The sequence below is a fragment of the Halobacillus sp. Marseille-P3879 genome (genome assembly GCF_900240285.1).
Lineage (GTDB): Bacteria > Bacillota > Bacilli > Bacillales > Halobacillaceae > Halobacillus_A.
Genome location: NZ_OESS01000001.1, coordinates 802,666 through 825,959, shown reverse-complemented (window position 1 = coordinate 825,959; position 23,294 = coordinate 802,666). Strand labels below are relative to the sequence as shown.

Here is a 23,294-nt window from a genome sequence, read left to right as displayed (position 1 = left end):
CTATATCTACGGCATGGGTGCTGCTTCTAGTCTCATTCTGGTTGGTTAGGAGCACCAGGATCAATGGTTTCTGCTGGCTCAAATCCCTTGTATTTGATTTCACTCACCATTCCTCCACCAGCATGGTGGAATTCATGACAATGAAAAAGCCAATTCCCAGGGTTATCTGCTTTAAAAACAATTTCATATTCTTCGCCTGGTCTTACGTTTAATGTGTCTTTTTTAATAGGAGATCCAGATACTTTTTCCCCGTTCTTAGCCATAACCTTAAAAAAGCTGCCATGAAGATGCATCGGGTGGTCTACGTCCGTTTCATTTGTAATTTTCATTTTTACGATATCCCCATCTTCTATCTCATATATTTCATGTCCGTCTGCAGTGTCAGTTTCCATCTGCTTTCCATTGATGGTGTAAGTGTGGCCTCCATCGTTTGTACCCAAAACAGCTTCAACTTCATTATCAATATCTTGAAGAATGTCTTCCTGATCTTTGGAAGTGCCATAAGAACTGATGTCTAAATAATCGCTCACTTCTTGAGTTACTAACTCTTCTTTCTCTTCCCCTTCATATCTTAATGGCACAACAGCCTGAAGATTCTCTGGATTATCATTAGAAAAAATTTCAATACCATAAGCTCCTGGATCACTTGCATCTATCTCTATATCTACTCGCTCTGCCGAACCAAGCCGAATTCCAGTATGATCTGTAATGGTTTCAGGTTCATTCACTGGTTGTCCATCGTAGTGGGTCACTTTGAAATCATGAGGGATCGCAATCACCTTTGTTGCTAACCCTGAATTTACGAATCGTAACTTCGCTTTCTCTCCTTCCCTCAGATTTACTTCACTTAGCTTCGGATCAGATTTTCCATTAATCACTAACGTGTCATACATTTCCTTCATTTGATCATGGTGGGCCATATTTTCATCCATTTCGGACATATGACTAGATCCGCCTTCGCTATCCATTCCGTGTCTTTCCATACCTGCCTCATCCATCTTATTCATCATAGAAGAGACTTCACTTAACATAATTACTTCATCAGTATCATAGTTATTATCTTCTTCCTCTATAATAAAGGATCCATAAAGCCCCTTATCAATTACTTGTTCCGCACCATTCTGGTGAGAATGGTACCAGTACGTGCCAGGCAAAGTTGCATCAATTTCATATGTAAAACTTTCGCCTGGCATCACCACATTCTGAGTTACCCCGGGAACTCCGTCCATCTTATTGTCAACCGGTACCCCATGAAAGTGGACAGCAGTTGGTTCATCAAGAGAATTAGTGAAATTCACTTTCACTTGATCTCCTTCAGTCACACGAATTTCTTCTCCTGGAAGAGAATCGTTATATAACCAGCCATTTATAGACAAATTCTCACTAATCGACCATTTTGACTCCTCAGCTTCAAGACTAACTGTAATATTATTATTGTTTCTCTCCACATTGTCTTCTGACGTACTTTTTTCTTCGGTTTGGTCAGCCGGGTCCTGACCAGCACAAGCTGCTAAAAGTGATAAGGCTAATAAAAATAGACCAGCATACCTTTTCAATATAATTCCCCCTTTACTTTTATACTTTTTATAGTAAAAAAGAAATTTGAATGAACTATGGAGAAAATAAAAAAGAGTATGCCGTTTCTATGACTATTTTGTAACAAGATATAACTGAAAACCAGCAGACCTAGACAAATAATTCAATAAAAGCCCATCCCGTTGCAAAAAAAGCGCTTGTGATGAGAGAAAGGTACGTAATAACTTTTCTGTTAGTTGTTTTTTTCTCCTCTACATATTCCTCATAAGTAAGCTCACCCTGAGCAAATTTCAATCCATTTTCGCTCGGTTCTACTTCATAAAGAGTCCCATCTCTCCCTCTTAATACGATTTTATCGATTAGTTTTATCGTCTCAGGTGCTTCTACGGTTAAATCTACAGTTTCATTTCCCATATAAATGAGTCCAACAGGTGAATAAATGGAACATGCTTTTATTTTTTCAAACATGCGATAAGCCTGGATTTCAAATGTATGATTGGAAACGCACATTTCAGTCACCTCTTTTTCATTATATTTACTGCGTCCCTGGTTGGTGCACAGGTAACAGTTGCAGACGTTCTCCAAATGTTTACAAACTGCTTTATAAACAAAAGCTAAGTCCTTATCTGACTCATTTTCAGCGGTTGTCCCTGTTTCAACGTCCTCCTCCGTTTCTTGTGTCCCTCTTTTAATTGTACCGCCATTCGTAATGATTTCCACTATTTTGTGATCTTTTAGTTTCACGTAATCGAGCTCATTAGAGACAGGTTCAAAACTTTCAAAAGCAAAGTTTATTAACTCTCTAGCTTCTTAAAAGTCAATTGTCAATTTTCAGCGTAATACCAATAACCTCCAAACCTTCATACTCTGCCACTGTTGCTACTGTTGTTCCTGTGCTTGTTATTTCTCATTTGTAGATAAACTTCTTAAAGAACTCAGTAGTAAACGATGTTTTAAGAATTCCAGTCTAAGGTATATATATCCATGATTAAAAACTTCAGGGAGGGATATAAAATGAATAAAAGGCTCACAAAAATAGCAGCTCCTAGTTTAGCTGTGATTGGAATGACTTTTTCAATAGGGCAAGTTTCTGCAGATCCAGTGAACTCGTCTTCACAAGCAACCGTACAAGTACAAAAAGAAACAAAGGCTGAAAAACGAGTGGATAAAGTTGAAATTAAAACTAACGCTGTTCAATCTGAAACAGAGGAAATCGAAAAATCCCTCGAGGAACCCCCTTTAACAGCTAAAGAAGTACAGTCCTATCAAGAATATCAGGAAGAATTGAATTCTCTACTTAATCGTTTAAACGCTGCTGAAAACCAGTTGGATGCTATTAATAAATATGAAGATCCGAATGCCTCCGCTAAAGAGATTGAATTAAGAATCAATGATGTCCGAGCCAGCATTTTAGAGGTCGAAGAAAGGATTCAATCTATTTTTGCAAATCAAATGTCCAGTACCGGGGAAATTCCTGAAGGATTACAAGAAGCTGAGAATCCAACCTATAAAGTAGGCAGCAGGGCCACCATTGAAGCAGAGCATATGGGCATGGAATCTATGAGTGGAGCTGAAGCAACAATTGTAGGGGCTTTTGAGACTACCGCTTATACTGTTACTTATTACCCTACGACTGGTGGAGAACCAGTAGAGAATCATAAATGGGTTATTCATGAAGAATTAGAAGATCCAAGTGAAGCTCCGTTAGAACCAGGGACTGAAGTGAACCTAAATGCGGACCATATGGAAGGAATGGATGGAGCGACAGCTGTGATTGAAGCTGCTGTAGATACTACTGTATATATGGTTGATTTTACAACTACAACTGGAGAAGAAGTAGAAAATCATAAGTGGGTTACAGAAAAAGAGTTATCACCGGTCGATTAAGATTTAATGAAAATAAGATGATTATTTACTATAGAGCTTATCACATTCTGGATAAGCTCTTTTACTTAGAAGAACACAATTCTGTTCTTTTAAAATTATCCCTCATTTATTTTCCTCGAATGATTATTTAGTAAAGTGGCACTCTACCTAAATAAACTATCCCCTAATTTCATTTTTTGAAAAAGCAGAAGGGGGAAGCCCTCGTTTTTATTAATAATCTTTCATCGCTGCTTGTAAGGCTTCCACGTATACTTTGAACGTTTTTGTTTCATTGGAGGGATCGTTTCGAGAGGAAAAGCTAATATCGCCGTTTTTATAAAACTCTTTTCTCTGCCCTCTTGTAATCTCGATTTGTACGCCTTGACCTTTCTTCGTCTGGTTGGTGTAGTTATCAGGGTGATCGCCATTGAGGTGGTCAGGAGCTTCAGTTACCTTGAACCCCTTTTCTTCTAAATGCTTCCGGACGGCCTCTTTCAGTTCTTTATCCATCCCCCCAATCATTGTCTTCGCTTCCTCTCCAGATGCACCGTGAATAGCTATGTGGTGGTTGGTGTTTGATACCATTTCCAATGCCTGTGGTTCATCGAAACGCGTGGAAGTAATGTGTAAATTGCTGAAATTATTCGACGTTAGTCTTCCTTTAAAAGTGTAAAAAGGATAAGAAGAGCCTGCTACAGCTTCCGTCAGGGAAGAAGTCACTTCTTCAATCCCTCCACCATGGATGGCGCTTACGAGCCACTGTTCATCCCCGTCTGTACTTTTTAAAATTTCCCAATCCTTCCCTTCTTCATACTCTTCATTCAACTCCTCAAATGAGCAAAACCTTTCGCCTGAGCAGTCCTCGTCGGTCGTTTCAGAGACTATTTCCTCCCCATTAGGCAAAAACCACACGATCGCAGTTCCTAAAATTATTACAGAAAATATAAGTTTCTTAAACATAAAAACACCTCTCTTTAAGAGTAACTTACCAACATTTTCTTGAATTGGTAACTAAAATGTTTTGAACTTTAATAAGAAAGAGAGTGATACTAATGCGGGATAAAAACACAAAACCCCTGCATTCCCAACAATTCAGCTTTTTCACAAGGAAATTTTGACCATGCAAAAAACCTCTGATAAAAGTGATGTACCAAAGATATATACGGAATTTCTTAATTTAAAAGACCGATTTAGCGTGCCCTATACCCTCACCTAACTAAAAAACGGCAGCCATATGACTGCCGTTTCTCCTATTTATTCATCTTCTTTATCAGAACTGCTCTTTTTTAAGGTAAGTTTTATTTATCCCCTAAATCAACTTTCATGGCTTCTGCCATAAGGTTAGGAAGGTCGGTGTTCTCAATCATGCCGCTGAAAGAATCGGACTGCGGGCCGTAAGCATAAACCGGAATGTCTACCCCTGTGTGTCCATCGCTGGTCCAGCCGACTAAGGCTTGATCACTGACATAATGGTTAATGGCCATTTTTGGATCTTCAGCTTCCTGGATTTCTTCAACATCTTCTTCTGTCAGGTCAAACGGCGTATGACTCTCGACTACTTCTTCCACATTGGAACGGTCTTCATTTAATTCATCAGCCATCGCTGCACCAGTAGCTGTTACATCTTTGACAAGCTCCGGCTTCGTATCGTACTCGCCATTAGATCCAACCGTCATTCCACCAGTTTCATGGTCACCAGCTACAACGACAAGGGTATTTCCATCTTCTTCAGCAAATTCGATGGCTTTTTCCACAGCTTGTTCAAATGCTTCTGTATCTTTCATTGCCCAGGTTGGATCATTATCGTGGCCGGCCCAGTCAATTTGGCTGCCTTCAACCATTAAGAAGAATCCATCTTTGTCCTGCTCCAGAACGTCAATCGAACGTTCGGTCATGTCTGATAGACTAGGCTGTTCTGTACCTTCACGCTCCATTTCAGGAGTTAAAGGACCATCCGCAAATAAACCAAGCAGCTTCTCTCCCTCTTCTACATCAATATCATCAGCTTCCATTAAGGCATCACGCGTTTCCACATTTGTATACCCTGCTTCTTCAGCTTGCTCTAGTAGATTCTCATCTTGTTCTCCCCCCTCAGACTCTGGCAGGAAGAAATCCTTACCTCCACCAAGCATAACGTCTACGTCGTTCGCGAGCATTTGCTTAGCAATTTCAGGTTCATTATCACGAGATTCCACATGCGAGGCAAACACAGCAGGTGTGGCATGAGTAATGGTAGATGTGGCAACTAGACCAGTAGATTTGCCCTTCTCTTCTGAGGATTCAAGAATGGTTTCAACTTCATTTCCTTCATCATCCAATCCTACCGTACCATTGTTCGTTTTCACGCCAGACGCCATTGCAGTTCCAGCAGCTGCGGAATCAGTTACTCTAGAATCATCTGAATAAGTTTTGTGCAGCCCCTTTAAATGCTCGTCCCAAACGGCATCTTCTCCCTTGTACCAGCGGTAGTTTGTAGCGTCATCTGCATTAAAACCATCCGGAATCATGTAAATGACGTTTTCAACTTTTCCTTGGGGAGGACCTGCATGGTCAGGTTTTCCTTCTCCAGCCCAATCCGGCTTTTGGGCATCAGCCTGTTGAACCCAGCTCCCTCCTGCACCAAAAATGAGACCTGCGCCCACTGTAATAATACTTAATTTTTTTAACATATGTACTCTCCCTCCATGATTTTGATATATCGAAAGTGTAACATATACATACCTAGGTATTTTTAAGGAAATATTAAGATTATTTTAAATATTGTAAATGTTAGGCGGATATTTTTAACTACAAAAGAAGTTTATAAGCAATACTCCGCTGGATTATTGAAACAGATATATATCAATAGATTGTTAAATAAGGAAATAACTATAATTTATTTACTATAAAAGGAAAGTAAAAAATACCATATACACAAATAGGTAGTTGCGCTGGTTTCATCTACAACTCCCATAAAACCGAAAAAAAACCGCCTAGAACCTTTAGACGGTGGTGAATCTGCTAATAGAAATATAGTTCCTGAATATCCCGTATACTGAAAAATTCCTAAGCTTTTAGTTCAATTTATGATTGGCAAGTAACCCTTACTATTAATAATATATGATCAGGAATAACTCTTAAAACGCATCGATAAACTGCAGTATGGACGGTCCAAGTAAAATAATAAATAAGGTAGGAAATATAAACAAAACCAGCGGAAACATCATCTTAATTGGCGCCTTCATAGCTGCTTCTTCTGCTCTTTGCCGCCTCTGCTCACGTATATCCTCTGTTTGAACTCGTAAAACCTTAACCATTCCAACACCAAGTTTTTCAGCTTGTATAATGTTGTAGTAACAACAGGCTCTTTGTAGCAAAATAAAGGAGACGCTTCATCTCCTAACTTCTGTAAAATGCCCTGTTGCACCAGTGCTTCTACGATGGATTGAAGGTCTTCTGTTTTTCTGCCTAAGCGAACTCCTATGCCTGCCAGTGTTTCAACCATAGTAGGATTGGTTTGAAATAACATCGTGCATTCCAGCTGTAATGGTAATAATTCCTTTTTCACCATTAAACTCCTCCTCTCTTCAAAATGGAATGTCTTCTCTTCCAGTCATTATTGTACCTTCAGGCCTCACAAAGTAATGGAGTACTATTTATGAGAAAACAAGGGGTATCCTTATATTATCTTAAAAGCTAGAATATCAATATCCCCTACTGTTCCCGTATTAATTTACTTTCTATCTCTCTAGAATATATGGATTATTTTCCCCTTCCCTGTTTTATGTAAAATTAACCACAACTAGAAATTTTATCTATTAAAAATTTAGTTTAAACATCGGCAAAGGGCTTTACTGAATGAGCTAATTATTACATTTGAAAGAGTTTTTCTTACATTTCAAGTATTTTTTTGACATTCGGTTCTTCTTTTCCGACCTTTCAAAAAGCTTTTCTTACATTTCCAAAGATTATTCTTACATTTGATAAGATTAAAAAACATTACAGCCGCACCTTTGAGCATGGCAGTATCTACTAGATAACCCATTACTAAAAGCAACATAGAGAGGGAAAATCCCCCCTTACGCTCCAATCTCAAATTAAAAAGCACCCCCGCAGGGATGCTTCCACTTAAATAAACACGCCAATCCAATAGAGAATATCCTCTCTTCCAACGAACTCATTCCATCATACGCCTCTATCAGCTGCCGCTTGCTTCTATTGTCTGTTTTATATAGAGGAATGATTCCCATCTCTAGTAGATGAAGTAACGGGTGCAGTTTTAACCTTGTCTTCTAACCTCTCCGCCTGTTCCTCAGTAATTTCAATTTCATGTCCCGGGGAAACGACTTTACCATCTTTCACTAAATAATCATTTGCAATATATATTGGCATCCGCCTATTCTCTCCTTTTTTAAGTCTCCTTTATAAGGATGTGTTTTACATAATAATTACTATAACAATAGTAGATGGTATTTCAAGTATAAAGCTCTCTCCTCGATTTCACCGGCGCTATTCCTGACTTATGTTTTACTTCATGACTGATCGTTGGATTTTTCTTCCTTATAACAAGCACATATGGTGCAAGCGCCTACTCATTAGTCATTCGTCCTCATACGATAATCCAAATATGTTATGAGGTGATATGATTGGCAAAAATTCGACCTTATCGCGGGTGCTGTCCCATTTACCCCGTGCCAAAAGCGAAAGACAATTGTACTGGACCCCGCGGACCTAGAGGAAGACAAGGAGAGCAGGGACCACAGGGAGAACAAGGACCTCAAGGGGAACAAGGCATTGCCGGGGCAAGTGCCATTATTCCCTATGCAACGGGAACAATTCCAGCTGAACTAACTACGGTGGCAGATGGATTAATTGGAACGACAAGCATCGTCGGTTTTGGAAATTCGATTGCTGGCGTAGAAGTTCTCGGTGGGGTCATCGATCTTGGAAACGTGGGAGGTATACCTAACTTTGCTTTTTCAGTTCCCAGAGATGGTGAGATCACTGCGATGTCTGCATTTTTCAGTACGACCGTAGGAATCGACCTTATAGGGTCGACGGCTACTGTAAGGGCAGATTTATATAGCGCCCCTCAAAATAGTAATATTTTTAGTCCAACCGACGCTTCGGTTACTTTATCACCGTCCTATTCAGGCCTTATCGATATTAATGAAACGAGCAGCGGAATTAATGATACTTTATCCATCCCTGTCACGGCCGGGGAACGATTACTCCTGGTTTTTTCTGCAGAAATTACAGAAGGTCTTCCGCTCGCTGTCACTCTAACAGGTGCCGCAAGTGCGGGTGTCTCCATTAATTAATCGCTGGAGCAGCCTATTCACAGTCACGAATTCCCTATATTCGTCTAGAATTCTCACCTCATACGATAGAGTGGAGATGGGCGACCGCCTTAGATACCATCACTAATAAAAAAATAACCCATCCTTCGCTCGTTTAGTAAAAGGATGGGTTATTTATCTATGAAAATACGACTCACGATTCTAATATTATGAACCAATATTATATAGAGTATCTACTATTCTCTAAAGTACCTTACATATTCTGAATGCGCTGAAATGTAAACACCGCTCTTAAGCTGATACATTTCCCCGTCACCGACCGGGAACTTATCCCGAGTAACTGTATAGACTTCACCTTTATTCACGATCGAGCCACGATCATCCCAGTCCGGGGAATTATACGTCCACAAGGAATCTGCCACAATTTCCACATATGCCTGCGGCCGGCGTGTAAGGTTTAAAGCATCTGCGATCCCTTGCGCGTGCCCTCTTGCAATGTTGGTTAAGTATGATTCCGATTTTAAGTATTCCGCATCCGTTCCATTGTCAATAAAGCCATTTTCCGTAAGGACAGCCGGCATGGCCGACTCTCTCACCATATGAAAATCTGCTTCCTTCTTTCCACGGTCATTGAATCCCGTCTGGTTCACAATCTCATCATGCACAATTCCGCTTAAACGGTTCGTTTCATCTTTCCCCGGATAACTTCCATTGTATGTATAAGACTCAAAGCCAGTACCTCCGCCAGCATTCACATGAATGGAAACAAGATAATCGGCTCCCCAGTTATTCGCCATATCCGTTCGGTCATCTAAAGACACCTTCTGATCCGTCGTGCGTGACAGCTGAAGAGAATGCCCCTCATACTCATGATCTAAAATGCCCTGGGTTTGCAGGGCTATTTCCAGCGTCAGGTCTTTCTCCTGAAGCCCATTCCCCTCAGCTCCCGAATCTGAACCGCCGTGTCCCGGATCAATAAATATTTTCGCAGATTCCTCCGCGCTTAAGCTTCCGTCATTCAGCGAAAAAATAGCCAGGAGTACGAACAAAATTACGGCCGACATCTTCCATTTAAATTTCCTATGTATAATAAACTCTTCATCCTTTTTTAATAGATTTCATAAAAATGTTCAGTCCAAAAGCAGTAAAAAAACAACAAGTAATTAATTCAATTGAACCCCTCCACTTTTCTTATATATGCTCCAAAACTTTGAAAACATGTTTATTATAACAAACAATAAATCGAAAATATTATAAATTTTGGGAATAATGTCGAAATGGTTCTTACTGCTCTCACCCTAAATACCTATGCTTTGCGAACGATGATCCTAATATGTTGGTTTTAATTGCAGGAAAGAAGGCGGATACCCATAATCCGGTTGGGGAGAAAAGCAAATTATCTTCAGTGAAGGGTTTTTTAACTCATAGGTAACTTATGTAGGTATGTTCACGATCAAATAATTAATCACCCTAGTCAAATTGAAAAGGGTGATTATTGACGAGATTACTATTCTTTACTTGTATTAACAGTGTTATCAAGGCACACGTTTGTTTAAGTCCATTCTTTCACAAACATACCCCATAATCTTCATTTGTCACAGGAATGCTGCCCAGTTTGTTTTCACTATCACTAGCACTAAGTATAATCCACCAGAAATCAGTTTTCTCTGTTTTTAAGTTGTAGACGATTTAGAATTGGAAATCCCCATCCTTCATTAGCAGGACTTCAGTTCCACCTTCTTTAATGCCCACTACTTTCATATCTTCGGTACCAAAGGTAACATTGACTGATAAAAGTGAAGTATTCAGACCCGCTTCCTTCAACTCTTCCTCAGATTGATCAATGCCATTATGTATATTGGAGGGAGATGCATTTCCGATTCCAATATGACAGGACGTATTTTCATCAAACAAGGTATTGTAAAAAAGAGTATCTGCCTGAGCAAGAGGAGATTTATTAGAAACCAAGGCAATTTCACCTAGATAATGTGAACCTTCGTCTGTTTCGATGAGATTTCGCAACACTTCCTGTCCCTTTGCGGCATAATAGTCGGTAATCCGTCCATCTTTAAAGATTAGATAAAATTCATCGATGACACTCCCCCTATAGATAAGAGGTTTAGTACCTACCAATTTGCCATTCACCTTATTTTTATGGGGAGCTGTAAATATTTCTTCCGTAGGAATGTTCGGAAAGAAAGATACTCCATTTTTATCTTTGACACCCCCACCGATATAGAGATGATTCTCAGGTAGACCAACTGATAAATCAGTTCCGCGTCTATTTGTAAAATGCAGAGATTCAAATTGGCTCTCGTTTAGGAACTTTTTTCGAGACTCGAAGGCTCTATTGTGACTCTCCCAATCTTTTATAGGATTCTTCCCATCCGCCCGAGCTCCTTGTAAAATTAATTTCCATAATGATTGTAAAGCTTCTTCTTTACTTAGGTTGGGAAATACTTTAGTTGCCCATTCAACGCTAGGGACAGCTAGAAGACACCAGCGTACCTCGTGAGATCTAATTTTCGCATAATAATTCCTCAATTTGGTACGAGAAGCTTTTTGGAAACGATTTATCCTTTCTTTAGGAACCTTGTTAAAGACCTCTAAGTTTTCAGAAATAATATGGATGTAAGCAGCACCTGCATCGTCCCACTCCTTAAAACGGGCAGCCTGCCAATCAGGAAAGTGATCGATGACGCTATCTGCTGCATGTAAGTAAAATTCTTTGGTGGACTGTTCATCTGTCCAATCTATACATACATTTGAAGCTCCTGCCTCGTAGGCTGCCGTTTGGATTAGACGTGCAAACGTAGCATTTTGTATATCACTATGAATAATTAATAATTGATTTTTCTGCAGATTTACACCAGCCCGTACAGCAAGTTCTGCATACTTTTTTAACTGTGCTTCATTTATAAGTTCATATATTCCTCTACTCATTTAATATCTCCCTGTGATGTTCTTGTATAATTTTACTGCAGGAACCCTGACCTACTTAAACTAATCCGCTACGTTAGTTAAAAAAGCGATCGTTTATATTGAACAATGGATCCCCTTATGCGGAAGACTTGATTTTGAAATATCTTGAATAAACCCAAATTAACGCGCCTTTAATATAAATCATTTTTTTCAAGAAAATACTCTTCATCGGAATTTTTTAAAACAATATCAAAATTTTGATGAAAGGGATGCATGAATAATTCATATTGAATTCTACGCTCTTCATGGGATTGCCTTAAAAAATCTATATCCATTCCTCTCTCAGCAACATCACGAGAAGACCGTCTCATAAATTCTGTTTCTCCATCCGTATATAAGTAAACTTTTAAATCAAATAACTTTGGATTAGCAAATGTAACACTCATACCTTCTATAACATGTACTTTATTTTGGGAAGAAATTAAATGACTCTCCTTATAATGGGTGCCTATTGTATAAATATCTAAACCATCTCTAATCATATGTATGTCTCGTTCTAAGGCTGTTATATTATGAGCCCCTGGGTGACAAGCTGTCATTTTATAATGATGATTTTCGTTTTTATATTCGTAATTAATAACAGCGTACTTCCTTATATTAGATGAGCCAATAATATAAGGGTCAGTATTAATATAGTTCACATCATTTTGTCCTAATAGTTTTATAAGGTTATTTGCAAACGTTGTCTTTCCAGAAGCGCCATGACCAGCAATACCTATAATAATTTCTCTTTCTTTATTACTAACCCATTTAGCTATCTTATGCAGTATCTTGTCCATAATCCCTCACCTTTTTGTTACCTATTTTTGATAACTCTCTTATGGAATCCTGCTCTGTCAGCACAATAAGTGGATAGCTACTGTACAACTATCGTTCTCCGTTAGCTAAAGACTCGAATTCAAGATAAATTTACCTTGCTCTACTAGTGAACCTAGTTTTTTACTTCCCATTGATTCTATCTCTCTAGGCTTATTTTCGAAAAGTTGAGGACACAGCTAATGTAAATAAAATAAAGAAAACAATACCGACTCCAATCAGTATATCCATAAAGTTCATAACGCCTCTCCCCCCTTGATTATGGAACCGCCCTTAAACAATCGCTCCCCGATTATTGAAAAATCGATTTCGAGATAATCTCTCTAAATAACTACCAGGGTTTACCTCATCATTTAGACCAATGGCTTTCCTGAGTACTCTATAACTTTTGGTTTATTTCTCACTAAATGCTATCTGTAACCCTATAGCGCCTAATATTGACCCTTTTATAATGTTTATCCTTTTCGCAATAAAAGAGTTGCGCTCAAATAAATAGCGTACGTTGTCAGATAAAATACTAATTCCAACAAAAATAACCAACGCCTGAACCATTGTAATCATTCCCAAAATAAATACTTGCCCTGTTACATTCCCTATGGATTCATTTACAAATTGCGGTAACAACGCTAAAAATAAAAGGGAAACCTTAGGATTTAAAATATTCATCAGAATCCCTTTCTTGTACAATGCCTTATAGTTGAACAATCGTTTATTATTAGTTCCATTGAGATTCGTATCTTTTTCTCTAAATGATTGAAAAGCCAGGAATAATAAATAAATAGCTCCAGCGTATTTTACAATGGCAAAAGCAATTGCAGATTGATAAATAATTGCAGATATTCCCAAAGCAGCCGCACTTATGTGGACGATTAAACCAGAACAGAGTCCCATTGCAGTAGCAATTCCAGCCTTTTTGTTTTGAGAGATACTTTGAGCTATAACAAATAAAATATCCGGACCTGGCATTAATGTAAGAAATACTACAACACCTAAATAAGATAAAACCAATGTTACATCCATTTATACACCTCTTAACAGACAGAATTTTAATCTATTAATGTAAATATACTCGCATTATACTAGAGAGACATAATTCTAAGTAAACTTCGATGAATATTGCTTGTACTTAAAGTTAACCATCATAACGGTTTGAAAGTTTTTCTTTATGTGCTTGGAACACTTCTTCTAAGGGAATCTCATATTTATTTGCAATAATGATGAGGTTTCCTAATACATCCCCTAATTCTTCTGTTAACTCTTGTTTATTTTTGGTATAAGACCCCTCTCTTTCGTCTGGACGATCTCTTCCTATCTCAAGCGATCGTATGGCCCGGGCTACCTCTCCCGTTTCCTCAGCTAGAAAGCCAATCCGTATAAAAATATCTAACTCTGACCACCCTCTAGTTTCATAATATTCTTTGATCCATTGTTGAAACTCAGTAACATCCATTTTCACTCCTCCTTACATTAGCCATAGTTTAACAAAGGATTCTAAGTTTTGTATAATACTCATGGTGAATTTAGGAGGGATAAAATGAAAAAAATAGCTGTATTCTGCGGTTCAAGCCCTGGAGCATCTGAAGCTTACATAGAGGGGGCAAAAAAGCTCGGGAAAGAAATGGTTAAAAGAGATATTACTCTCGTCTATGGAGGGGCAAGTGTAGGAATGATGGGAGCTCTTGCAGATACGATTTTAGAGGAAGGCGGACACGTGATTGGTGTTATGCCCGATTTTCTAGAAAAGAGGGAAATCGCACATAAGCACCTAACTGAACTGATTGTTGTTGAATCTATGCATGAAAGAAAAACCCAAATGTCAGATCTAGCTGATGGATTTATTGCTTTACCAGGTGGCCCAGGAACGTTAGAAGAGTACTTTGAAATTTTTACTTGGGCACAATTAGGCCTTCACCAAAAACCATGCGGCCTTCTGAATGTTAATTGTTATTTTGATCCTCTTTTAGCTTTTTTAAAACACATGACAAAAGAGCAATTCCTAAATGAAAAATACTTGTCTATAGCTTTATCAGACCCGAACCCAGCTCGTTTATTAGACCAATTTTATTCCTATGCCCCACCGAAAGTTAAGACTTATATTACTTCTAAAGCTGAGACTTAACGCGAAAACACAGACCAATGCTTTTCTTTGGTCTGTGTTTTGGTTTGATTACGAGAGTTGCTTCTTAATTACATAATCGCTCCCCGGTTGTTGAATAAATTTGATATTAGTATATATTTAGTTTTTATTATCCATAGGAAGTATAGGCTCTTCTTCACTATATCTTGAATACGTCCAGCCTTCATTTGATACATCTGAACAACCCTCATCAGTACAGCTAAATATGTAAGATTCTTTCTCGGTTTGAACATAAATTTCATAATGAAAAACAGAAGATGGGTCAGCCACATTGAATCGACTAACGCCTTGTTTAATCGCATAAACCGTCTCTCTTGAGGCAATTTCTTGATATTGCTCATTTTCTAAAACCATTTTTGTCATTTCTCCTAAAATTTGTTGGTCCTCTAAATTAGGGGTATAGGTACTTTTAATATAACGATCTATTCCTAAATAGAGATTCAAAACTAAGCTAGTAGAAAACAGGATGATAAAAATAATTAACTTTGGTTTCTTTTTCATTTACATACCTCGTTCTTAGTAAAGTAACAATCTTTTACTTCAAATATATTTTAAAGATTAAAAAAATAAAATGACAAGCTTTTCAACTAACCTACCCATAAAAATAAATAAAAGAAGCAAATCCTTTTGTTTCAGATTTGCCCCTCTCAATTTTGTATAGTACTTTTCCGGCTTCAATTGTTACCTGCAAAAACGGACATTATCCCAAGGGGGATAGAAGTTCTTCCAACCTTCGCACCGTTTTCAAAACGGTTGAATGGTTAACAACCCATGTCCAGTCGAGGCGGTTTTGTGACTGACCATCCTGATCCCACAATTACATTATTAGAATTTCTTGCCCTGTGAACAATCCTCTCTTACGAAAGCATTTGTAATGGCAACACTAACCGGATACTGTTCTGCCGCACTCAATTCCTTTTTTTCTTTGTTATCTGATGCATTTCTTGTCTGTTCATAAGATACCCTTACCTTTTCTGTTGCTTAATAAGAGCACACAACTATCGATTAGCACCTTTTTCTTCTTAAACAAATGGATCCCATCCCGAATTTTTAACCCAGGTTGATAAATCAAGCAAATCCGGATGAACTTTACGTAGTGAAGGGATGTCAGCTTGATACCCATCAGTTTCTAACCATTTAAACATTTTATTTTTCTGAAATTGAACCCTGGCAGACTCCAAAACTTCACATGGCTTATCAAATACTTGACTAAACACTTTCGCCACTTCTGAAAGCGTCACTTCGTCCCCGGCAATTTCAATGGCCATTCCCTTGTATTTTTCCGGGTTGTTAAAGGCAATTGCAGCAAACGCCCCAATATCTTGCACAGAGATGACTTGTAATTTCGTATTCACATCTATAAATCCCTGTATCATCAATTTTTGTTCATGAGCTTGACTAAATCCTATAAAGTTTTCCATGAAACCAGCTGGACGGAGAATCGTAAAAGGTAAACCAATAGCACGTATATATTTCTCAATTTCCCACTTTGTTTCAAAATGGGGAACTCCACTATCTCTTTCAGCGCCCCCGGCCGAGCCATATACAAAATGTGAGACGCCGACCTGTTTGGCAGCATCCGCTACTGTTTTCCCTTGTTGGATCTCTTTTTCGGTATCCTTTGAATACAAAGGTTGAACACTATAAACACCGTAAACCCCTCGCATAGCTTCCAAGAGAGATTGCTGATTATCCATGTTCGCTTGAACGATTGTGGCGCCCTTTTTTTGCAGTTGTTGTGCAGCCGGTTGATCCGGGCGCCGCGAAACCGCGCGCACGGACCATCCATCAGCTAACAACTTCCTGGCAACTGCACCCCCCTGTTTTCCCGTGGCACCCAACACTAAAATGGTTTTGTCTGAATATGTCATATAGAAATCCTCCTTGTATTTTGTCATCCCAGCTTACATTTCAGACGGCAGGGTCAAGCCCGGCATCGAGAAGAAGAACAAAAATCGGCGCTGTTGCATATCCAATCCAATTCAGGAAGAGATCCATCCTATACATCCGCCTTAATAGACAACTTTTTGATTAATTAACACTATGTTGTTTACAATGCCATTATAGAAGAATACAAGAAACTTACAATAACCAATGTTTTACGATATGTATGATAAACGACACCTGATTTAAATGTGTTGCTTATTTGATAAAAGAGGGATGAAAAAATGGCTAAGAAAACAGACCTACGAGTAAAAAGAACGAGGAAACTCATTAACGACGCGTTCTTGAAGTTTATCGAAGAGAAGGGCTTTGAGGCAATGACCATTCAAGAGATCGCAGATGAAGCGTTAATCAACCGCGCAACTTTCTATCTTCACTATGATGACAAGTATGATCTTCTGGAAAAAATGAGTGCTGACGTCATCCAGGAATTGATCAGCGTCATCAATCCGCCTTTCCACCAGGCAGATCAAGAAGTGATTATTCAGAGGTTAAAAGGCAGTGTCACCAATGTTTACCAATGTGTACAAAAACATCAGATGTTCTATCAAGTCATGTTCGGTAAAAATGGAATCAATGGTTTCAGGAACAATTTAGAAGAAGTGATTCGTGAGAAGTTCGACAGGCACATAAAAGAAGTGGTGAAGGATTCAACCCAATTCCAAATCCCGAAAGATCTCCTTCTCCATTTTATCAGTGCTGCCTTCGTAGCTGTCATCCAATGGTGGTTAAACCAAGAGGAGAAGCCTACACCTGAAGAGATGGCCAACCAGCTCTCCAAACTCATCACCCAAGGACCAATACAAACTGCCGGCTTCAAAATCGAAGGATAGTATTTTTAAGAAAGAGTCAGGTGTTAAGTTATTCAAGATAATGGCCCTTTTGTGGATTAAACATAGAAACCTCTTACTCCAGATAACTACCCATAAAAATAAGTTAAAGGAGCAACCCTTTTGTTCCAGATTTGCTCCCTTTAATTGAAATCTCGATACCAAGGTAATATGCTTATTATCTCGTTTTTTTGAGCTAAATTTTATAACTTAATAAATGCCCCTGATTACGGAACAATAGACCCAATTCCTTATTCTTGAATTGCGCCCGTTTGATATAAACCGGAAAGATATAAATTCACCCCAATTGATAGATTTTTACTCATACAGTTTTTCAAGCCTAAGAATTGTTAGAGCTAATCTCGCTTTAATTTGATCTGGCGACCATTGATGCCTGCCATGAGATATAGAACACCGCCGGCCATCCAAAACGGTTCCCAGAAAATAAGCCTCCACTTGAGAGCAAAAGGACTTAAATCAAAATCCAACACATGCAGTCCAGCTAACGAAATCGTAATAAAATTAACAAGCCCGTATAAAAGCATAAATACTCCCGCCACTATTGTAAGAGACGATAATATTTTATTCATTTTCACATGACGCCATTTTTTTAACATTAATAATAGGATAATGGCTCCTCCCAATTTGACAAAGCCCGTCAACCAGACAATTGCAATAATATCCTGATCTCCACTAAGGACTTTTCGGGAAATCTCTCCGCCTACAGACTTGACCCCAACCCTTCCTCCAGTCGCCCAATAAAAGCTCATCGCCGCAAATAAAAGCATCCAAATAAGTCCTGCATAAATGGGCAATGTTCTTTGCTTTATCATTTGGCCACCCCTCTTATTGAATCCAATTAAACCAAGGACTTCCATCTCTTTGAAAGAGAAATCTTTATTACGTTAAAACACCCGATTGTAGTATAACCTCGTATAAATTTCACCCTAAGAAACCCCTTCGGACAAGGCATATCCAAAGGGGCAAAACGGTTCATGTTACTTGACAACAACGTCTAAATTTTTCCGATTCTATCTGACTCTTCCTGGAATCACCAGTGTACCTCTGTTATTTTGTAGCTCCCCATAAACATCTGTAGTGGTATAAACGATATTACCAGAAAAGTCGTGAGACGTATTCAGGGTAGCATAGTGGTTTTTTACCCAGCCAGAATTCAACCAAAAATCGTTTGTTTTACCCACCCCACTACTTCCAATAAGACCATAACTTACAAAATGGACACGAACACGAGATTGATCTACTCCATTTGTACCGTCCACAGTTCCATTGACTGAAAGAGTGTGGTTCCACCAACCTACATCAATATATACGTTCCCTGACACTTGTCCCGAAATTCCAATAGAGTCATTTATTCTTGAACCAAAAAATCGCCATTCCTGATCGACAAATTGAGGCTTCATTTTGTTTTCTTCAAATCTGGCAGCAGCCTTTATTATCTTCTCATCTTTTTCAGAGAAAACTTCATTAACTTCATACGAATTATTAATTCTTTTTGTTTCCTTATCAAAAAAATTTTCTTTTTCTTTATAGGTCATAGTTTCAAGATCTTCGATGGAGTCTTGTTTTTTTGTTTCATCAGCTGCCAAAAATGCCATCGGGAATAACATCAGCCCAATTAATAAAGTGGTGGTCATTGTAAGAAACACAAAAACTCTCTTTTGTAAAATAAAAATTTTCCTCCTTTACTTTTTTCTTGAATTTGTTGTACCCTGTTATGTTTATAGTAAAGAAGAACAAATAGTTTCACTAGTGAAACTAGTACCAATTTTATGAAAAAAACCAATAATTTTACAACTTAATTCCTCATTCTTAAGATCTAGATCGGGGCGAGAACAGTAACTGCTAAATAAAAATTCTCTACAAAACAGTTCCCTATTCCATAAAAGCTCCCTGTTTGCGGAAAACTCCAAATTGAGTTATGTGACATTAAAACAAGTCTCTTGTTTAACACTATTCCTTTGTCTAAATTTTCTCAGTGTCTTATAATAAATTTTAATTACAAAAACTGGAGGTTTGCTTTTGGAGTACAATACTATAAATCCATCAATAACGTTAGTTGAGTATAAGGATACATACAAGGATCTATTATCCGACTACTACTTACCCGAAGAGCAACTGAACTTTACAAGTCTCCCATTAGAAAAAATTCATAATTCGAATGTGCCGAACACTTCTTCTCACGTATTAATCCTGGCTAATAATGAACCAGCAGGGTATTTCGCATTGGAAGACGGCGAGAAAGTTAAGAGATATAGTAACAATCCAAAAGCCAGAGTTTTGCAAGGGGATCGCTAAAGAGGGATTAAGATTACTACCTTCTTTTGTAAGAGAAACTTTCCCCGATGTCGATGAAGTAGTTCTTGGGGTTAACAAAAGAAATACTGTGGCAATAAATCTGTACTTAAAGACAGGGTTTGTAGATGAAAACAAAACTTATGATGGCCCTAAAGGTCCTCAACATGTTTTGCATTTGCCTATCTAATTAATAGGGAGTGTTTTTGCTCCCTATTTGCTTTCATCTTATTCCAGTATAGGTGCCCATAAAATAAGAAAAAGAAGCAAACCCTTTTGTTGCAGATTTGCTCCCTATTAATTAAAAACAATTCTTCCACAAACTAAATGTTTTATAATTTTTGACTGGAAATAGCCGTTTATTTTAGCTATTTCAACTTATTTTTTCTTTTATTAATTAGTAATAGAAGCGACAACACCACCACACTTAATACCACTATACACAGAAATGACAAGTATAGAGTCATGAATCCTCCAAACGTCTCCTCAAAGACCAAAAGAGCGACATCTGGATCATATGTGCCACCCATGGAAATATATCTAGCCACTTCAAGGTAAAAAATATGAAAAATAATACTCATCCAGATTGTTCCTGTATACTTCCTATATAGTTGCAGGGCAATTCCAAAGATAAAAAGCAGTATAATATAATCTATAGTTATTGCAAATGGCTCACTTAAGAATATTGACTCTAATCCAATTACCGTAACCGGGACACTTGTGAAGATTAACGGTTGCAAAATTAATGAGATGATGAAGCGAAATCTCTTTTGCAACTCTTCAAATATTAGTCCGCGGATGAAAATTTCTTCTGGAAATGCCTCATACATAAATGCTGTCACTCCATTGATTAAAATGGCAGTTATAACACTTGTTGTCAAGTTGAAGCGGACATTTTCAATGCCTCCAAATAAATAAGCTGTTAAAATGCCTAACGTGACTAAAACAAAGGGTAACGCAATTCCGACGATCAACCTGGATGGTGAATTAAAACCCTTTAGACCAATATTTTTAATCACTTCTGGGTTTTTTCTTTTAAGTATAAAAAGTACAAAAAGCGTTAACCCAGTAAAGATCACTCCTTGTAAAAGCATGCCTATTTGTCGATCCATATCTTGAGTTTCTATCAAATATTGCCCAACATTACCCGCTACAAACAGCAATAATGATACGAGTAGAAAGTATACAATCAACCGACAAATACTGAATTTCGAGGAATCCAATTGGACCTTCCTTTCCTATTAATTAGGGTATTATACATTTCTTTTACCCCTAGCATTTCTCATTAGTTCCAATTATTTCAAAACGACCCTGTTTACTCAACCTTTTTACAAATAAAGCTTAATTTATCTCAAGACTGAGCCTTCTATTCTGCCCATGAAAATAAGTAAAAGGAGCAAACCCTTTTGTTCCAGATTTGCTCCTCGATTATTTAAGACTCGAAATCCAGATAATTTCATTTTATGGATTTGATTAATCCCCGAGAGATATTTATATAAGATTTTTGTCATTTGGACGATGCCTATTAGATTCAAGCCATACTAGTAACCACAGTGGCCAACGGATCTACAAAATCGAATACTGGACATCGTCTTTTTCTTTTCCAACTGTATCTATATATGTGCGTCCCCACTGGTACATGGACTCTAAAATAGGGATTAGTGATTCTCCATGTTCGGTAAGAGAATACTCGACTTTTGGAGGTACGACTGGGTAGACTTCACGGTGAATGAGTTCGTCTTCTTCCAATTCTCGAAGCTGTTTTGTTAGCATTTTCTGCGTAATCTTAGGCAATTTCCGTTTTAATTCACCAAATCGCTTTGTCCCTTCTTTTCCTAAATGCCAAAGGATAATCATTTTCCACTTGCCACCTATTAAAGCCAATGTAAGTTCCTTTTCACAATTGAATTCTTGCACTGATTCTCTAGTCATTTTGTTTTCCTCCAATCGTAAATTATTTCAATAGTATCATTTAGGGTACTATGTGCTTTTAAAGTGCGTACTAACATTATAGTCCTAAAAGCTATACAATGGAAACCGTAACAAATTCTTATACAAATAAGGAGGCTTTTATTACTATGAGTCGATTTACGATCCCACGTGATATTTATTTTGAAGATAATGCCCTGGAAGTGTTACGGTCATTTGAAGGAAAAAAGGCCGCGCTTGTCATTGGGGGAGGTTCTGTTAAAAGAAACGGAAACCTTACACGAATTCAGGAACATTTGGCCGCTGCCAATATTGAAACAGAAGTTTTGGAAGGATACAACACGGAGCCTACGGATGAAATGGTCAAACAAGGAGCTAAAGAGTTGGAATCGTTCCAGCCTGATTGGATTATTGGCATCGGAGGCGGCTCCGCAATGGATGCTGCGAAAGCGATCTGGCTCTTTTATGAGCACCCGGATCTGTCATTTGAGGACGCTACCAAGCCTTTTAAACTTCCACGTCTTCGTAAAAAAGCAAAATTTGCCGGCATTCCTACTACAAGCGGAAGTGCTTCTGAAGTTTCCAACCTTTCCGTGGTAGCCGATGAAAAGACGAATATTAAGTACCCATTGGCTGATTTTGAGCTAACGCCTGATATAGCAATTATTGATCCTGTCATGATCGAAAGCCTGCCAAAACACATCGCTGCTTATACCGGCATGGATGCGTTTACACACACAATCGAATCTTATGTTGCCAAGCCACGAACCATGTACACGGATATCCTTGCTCTTGGCAGTGCAGAAGTGATTAAAGATAACTTACTTGCTTCTTATCAAGGCGATCAAGAAGCAGCCAAGAAGATGCATAGTATTCAAGCTATGGCTGGAATGGCTTTTGCGAATGCAGTGCTAGGAAATGTTCACAGTCTGGCTCATAAAAGCGGCCCTACTTTCAACATCCCTCACGGCTATGCCAATGCGATTTATTTACCATATGTGATTCAGTTTAACCGTGCTGTAGTTGAAGATCGTTTTGCGGCAATTGCCAATCGCCTTGGGCTTAAAGGAGAAACCGACGCTGAATTGACGGATGCCCTTGTGGAGTATATCTATCAATTAAATAATGACCTTGGACTGGCCACCACCCTTCAGGAGTTTGGCGTATCTGAAGAAGCTTTCAACGAACACCTCGACACCATGGCGAAAAATGCAATGGAAGATCCATGCACCAGTACCAATCCACGTGAAACCACAGTGGAGCAAATGAAGAACCTCTATAAAGCGTCATTCTATGGTCAGGAAGCTTTAGTGAAAGCATAAAACAATAGAACTGTTAAGAAAAACTGAGTTTATTCTCTAAACTCAGTTTTTCTGTTAAATAGAAAGTATTCACAAACGCCCACGTTGCATTAAGACTCGAATTCAAGATAATCTTTTTTATTATATTTCTAATTCTATATAGGATCTCACCGACATTTCGAAAAAATCCTACGCTAAGAAATCCTAAAAAGCCTAATTTTTTCAATATGTCATCGAGAAATTAGGCTTTTATTACTTCACCCATCTTGTCTTGAATAAAAGGCGATGTAAATTATTGTAAAGAAAAGAGTTTCCCCATTCAAGGAAATCCTTTTGGAATTAGTGCACAGCTTGATCAAAC

Annotated in this window: 24 protein-coding genes; 6 read left to right on the top strand and 18 right to left on the bottom strand. The window is 38.3% G+C overall.

Annotated elements, in window-relative coordinates; genetic code table 11:
- Positions 1-32 precede the first annotated feature (32 nt).
- Both C1A12_RS04130 and C1A12_RS04125 read right to left on the bottom strand, forming a co-directional pair.
- Positions 33-1,556: a multicopper oxidase family protein gene (locus C1A12_RS04130; protein ID WP_235001531.1), complete on the bottom strand. Its 1,524-nt coding sequence runs from the start codon at positions 1,554-1,556 to the stop codon at positions 33-35.
- Positions 1,557-1,686: 130 nt separating this feature from the next.
- Positions 1,687-2,280 carry a hypothetical protein gene (locus C1A12_RS04125; RefSeq protein WP_101842565.1) on the bottom strand — a complete coding sequence of 198 codons (594 nt, stop codon included), beginning with the start codon at positions 2,278-2,280 and terminating at the stop codon, positions 1,687-1,689.
- A 591-nt stretch (positions 2,281-2,871) separates the two neighbouring features.
- Between C1A12_RS04125 and C1A12_RS04120 the strand changes: the two genes are divergently transcribed.
- Entirely contained in the window at positions 2,872-3,423 is a 552-nt protein-coding gene (locus tag C1A12_RS04120; RefSeq protein ID WP_235001564.1) for a YdhK family protein, read from the top strand.
- Positions 3,424-3,633: 210 nt separating this feature from the next.
- Here the strand turns inward: C1A12_RS04120 and C1A12_RS04115 are convergent, their stop codons facing one another.
- The 5 genes from C1A12_RS04115 to C1A12_RS21025 all read right to left on the bottom strand — a co-directional run bounded on the left by C1A12_RS04115 (position 3,634) and on the right by C1A12_RS21025 (position 7,773).
- A complete protein-coding gene (locus C1A12_RS04115) occupies positions 3,634-4,362 on the bottom strand; it encodes a poly-gamma-glutamate hydrolase family protein (RefSeq protein ID WP_101842564.1) in 729 nt (242 codons plus the stop codon).
- A gap of 338 nt (positions 4,363-4,700) precedes the next feature.
- A complete protein-coding gene (locus C1A12_RS04110; RefSeq protein WP_101842563.1) occupies positions 4,701-6,071 on the bottom strand; it encodes an alkaline phosphatase in 1,371 nt (456 codons plus the stop codon).
- 447 nt (positions 6,072-6,518) lie between these two features.
- The gene (locus C1A12_RS04105; protein ID WP_235001563.1) at positions 6,519-6,698 is read right to left on the bottom strand and encodes a type II secretion system F family protein; all 180 of its coding nucleotides are present in this window, start codon (positions 6,696-6,698) and stop codon (positions 6,519-6,521) included.
- The gene (locus tag C1A12_RS21315) at positions 6,623-6,952 is read right to left on the bottom strand and encodes a hypothetical protein (protein WP_235001569.1); all 330 of its coding nucleotides are present in this window, start codon (positions 6,950-6,952) and stop codon (positions 6,623-6,625) included. Before C1A12_RS21315 ends, C1A12_RS04105 begins: the two co-directional genes overlap by 76 nt.
- A 656-nt stretch (positions 6,953-7,608) precedes the next feature.
- Entirely contained in the window at positions 7,609-7,773 is a 165-nt protein-coding gene (locus C1A12_RS21025; protein WP_159462134.1) for a hypothetical protein, read from the bottom strand.
- Between the two features lie 254 nt (positions 7,774-8,027).
- On the opposite strand from C1A12_RS21025, the gene C1A12_RS04095 reads away from it, so the two are divergent.
- Entirely contained in the window at positions 8,028-8,702 is a 675-nt protein-coding gene (locus C1A12_RS04095; protein ID WP_101842562.1) for an exosporium glycoprotein BclB-related protein, read from the top strand.
- Between the two features lie 215 nt (positions 8,703-8,917).
- On the opposite strand, the gene C1A12_RS04090 is transcribed toward C1A12_RS04095, so the two are convergent.
- The 5 genes from C1A12_RS04090 to C1A12_RS04070 all read right to left on the bottom strand — a co-directional run bounded on the left by C1A12_RS04090 (position 8,918) and on the right by C1A12_RS04070 (position 13,929).
- On the bottom strand, positions 8,918-9,745 hold the full coding sequence (locus C1A12_RS04090) for an N-acetylmuramoyl-L-alanine amidase (RefSeq protein WP_101842561.1): 828 nt from the start codon (positions 9,743-9,745) through the stop codon (positions 8,918-8,920).
- Positions 9,746-10,370: 625 nt separating this feature from the next.
- On the bottom strand, positions 10,371-11,624 hold the full coding sequence (locus C1A12_RS04085; protein WP_101842560.1) for an aminopeptidase: 1,254 nt from the start codon (positions 11,622-11,624) through the stop codon (positions 10,371-10,373).
- Between the two features lie 170 nt (positions 11,625-11,794).
- Positions 11,795-12,442, bottom strand: a complete 648-nt coding sequence (locus tag C1A12_RS04080; protein WP_101842559.1) for a uridine kinase — start codon at positions 12,440-12,442, stop codon at positions 11,795-11,797.
- Between the two features lie 430 nt (positions 12,443-12,872).
- Positions 12,873-13,499: a LysE family translocator gene (locus C1A12_RS04075; protein WP_101842558.1), complete on the bottom strand. Its 627-nt coding sequence runs from the start codon at positions 13,497-13,499 to the stop codon at positions 12,873-12,875.
- A gap of 112 nt (positions 13,500-13,611) precedes the next feature.
- A complete protein-coding gene (locus C1A12_RS04070; RefSeq protein ID WP_101842557.1) occupies positions 13,612-13,929 on the bottom strand; it encodes a MazG nucleotide pyrophosphohydrolase domain-containing protein in 318 nt (105 codons plus the stop codon).
- Positions 13,930-14,013: 84 nt separating this feature from the next.
- Here C1A12_RS04070 and C1A12_RS04065 point away from each other — a divergent pair, with 84 nt between their 5' ends.
- Positions 14,014-14,598, top strand: coding sequence for a TIGR00730 family Rossman fold protein (locus C1A12_RS04065; RefSeq protein ID WP_101842556.1), 585 nt, complete (start codon positions 14,014-14,016; stop codon positions 14,596-14,598).
- A 117-nt stretch (positions 14,599-14,715) separates the two neighbouring features.
- Here C1A12_RS04065 and C1A12_RS04060 read toward each other — a convergent pair whose 3' ends face one another.
- Both C1A12_RS04060 and C1A12_RS04055 read right to left on the bottom strand, forming a co-directional pair.
- Positions 14,716-15,117, bottom strand: coding sequence for a hypothetical protein (locus tag C1A12_RS04060; protein ID WP_101842555.1), 402 nt, complete (start codon positions 15,115-15,117; stop codon positions 14,716-14,718).
- A gap of 521 nt (positions 15,118-15,638) precedes the next feature.
- The gene (locus C1A12_RS04055) at positions 15,639-16,487 is read right to left on the bottom strand and encodes an NmrA/HSCARG family protein (RefSeq protein ID WP_101842554.1); all 849 of its coding nucleotides are present in this window, start codon (positions 16,485-16,487) and stop codon (positions 15,639-15,641) included.
- 297 nt (positions 16,488-16,784) lie between these two features.
- Between C1A12_RS04055 and C1A12_RS04050 the strand changes: the two genes are divergently transcribed.
- Entirely contained in the window at positions 16,785-17,393 is a 609-nt protein-coding gene (locus C1A12_RS04050; RefSeq protein WP_101842553.1) for a TetR/AcrR family transcriptional regulator, read from the top strand.
- Positions 17,394-17,746: 353 nt separating this feature from the next.
- On the opposite strand, the gene C1A12_RS04045 is transcribed toward C1A12_RS04050, so the two are convergent.
- Together C1A12_RS04045 and C1A12_RS04040 are read right to left on the bottom strand one after the other, a co-directional pair.
- On the bottom strand, positions 17,747-18,223 hold the full coding sequence (locus tag C1A12_RS04045; RefSeq protein ID WP_101842552.1) for a DUF3995 domain-containing protein: 477 nt from the start codon (positions 18,221-18,223) through the stop codon (positions 17,747-17,749).
- 198 nt (positions 18,224-18,421) lie between these two features.
- A complete protein-coding gene (locus C1A12_RS04040) occupies positions 18,422-19,057 on the bottom strand; it encodes a hypothetical protein (protein ID WP_101842551.1) in 636 nt (211 codons plus the stop codon).
- A 373-nt stretch (positions 19,058-19,430) separates the two neighbouring features.
- Here C1A12_RS04040 and C1A12_RS04035 point away from each other — a divergent pair, with 373 nt between their 5' ends.
- On the top strand, positions 19,431-19,706 hold the full coding sequence (locus C1A12_RS04035; RefSeq protein WP_101842550.1) for a hypothetical protein: 276 nt from the start codon (positions 19,431-19,433) through the stop codon (positions 19,704-19,706).
- 365 nt (positions 19,707-20,071) lie between these two features.
- On the opposite strand, the gene C1A12_RS04030 is transcribed toward C1A12_RS04035, so the two are convergent.
- Positions 20,072-20,926 carry a CPBP family intramembrane glutamic endopeptidase gene (locus C1A12_RS04030; RefSeq protein ID WP_101842549.1) on the bottom strand — a complete coding sequence of 285 codons (855 nt, stop codon included), beginning with the start codon at positions 20,924-20,926 and terminating at the stop codon, positions 20,072-20,074.
- 343 nt (positions 20,927-21,269) lie between these two features.
- Positions 21,270-21,635 (bottom strand): helix-turn-helix domain-containing protein, encoded by a 366-nt coding sequence (locus tag C1A12_RS04025; protein WP_101842548.1) that lies wholly within the window; start codon positions 21,633-21,635, stop codon positions 21,270-21,272.
- Between the two features lie 146 nt (positions 21,636-21,781).
- On the opposite strand from C1A12_RS04025, the gene C1A12_RS04020 reads away from it, so the two are divergent.
- Positions 21,782-22,954 (top strand): iron-containing alcohol dehydrogenase, encoded by a 1,173-nt coding sequence (locus tag C1A12_RS04020; RefSeq protein WP_101842547.1) that lies wholly within the window; start codon positions 21,782-21,784, stop codon positions 22,952-22,954.
- Positions 22,955-23,294: the final 340 nt, after the last annotated feature.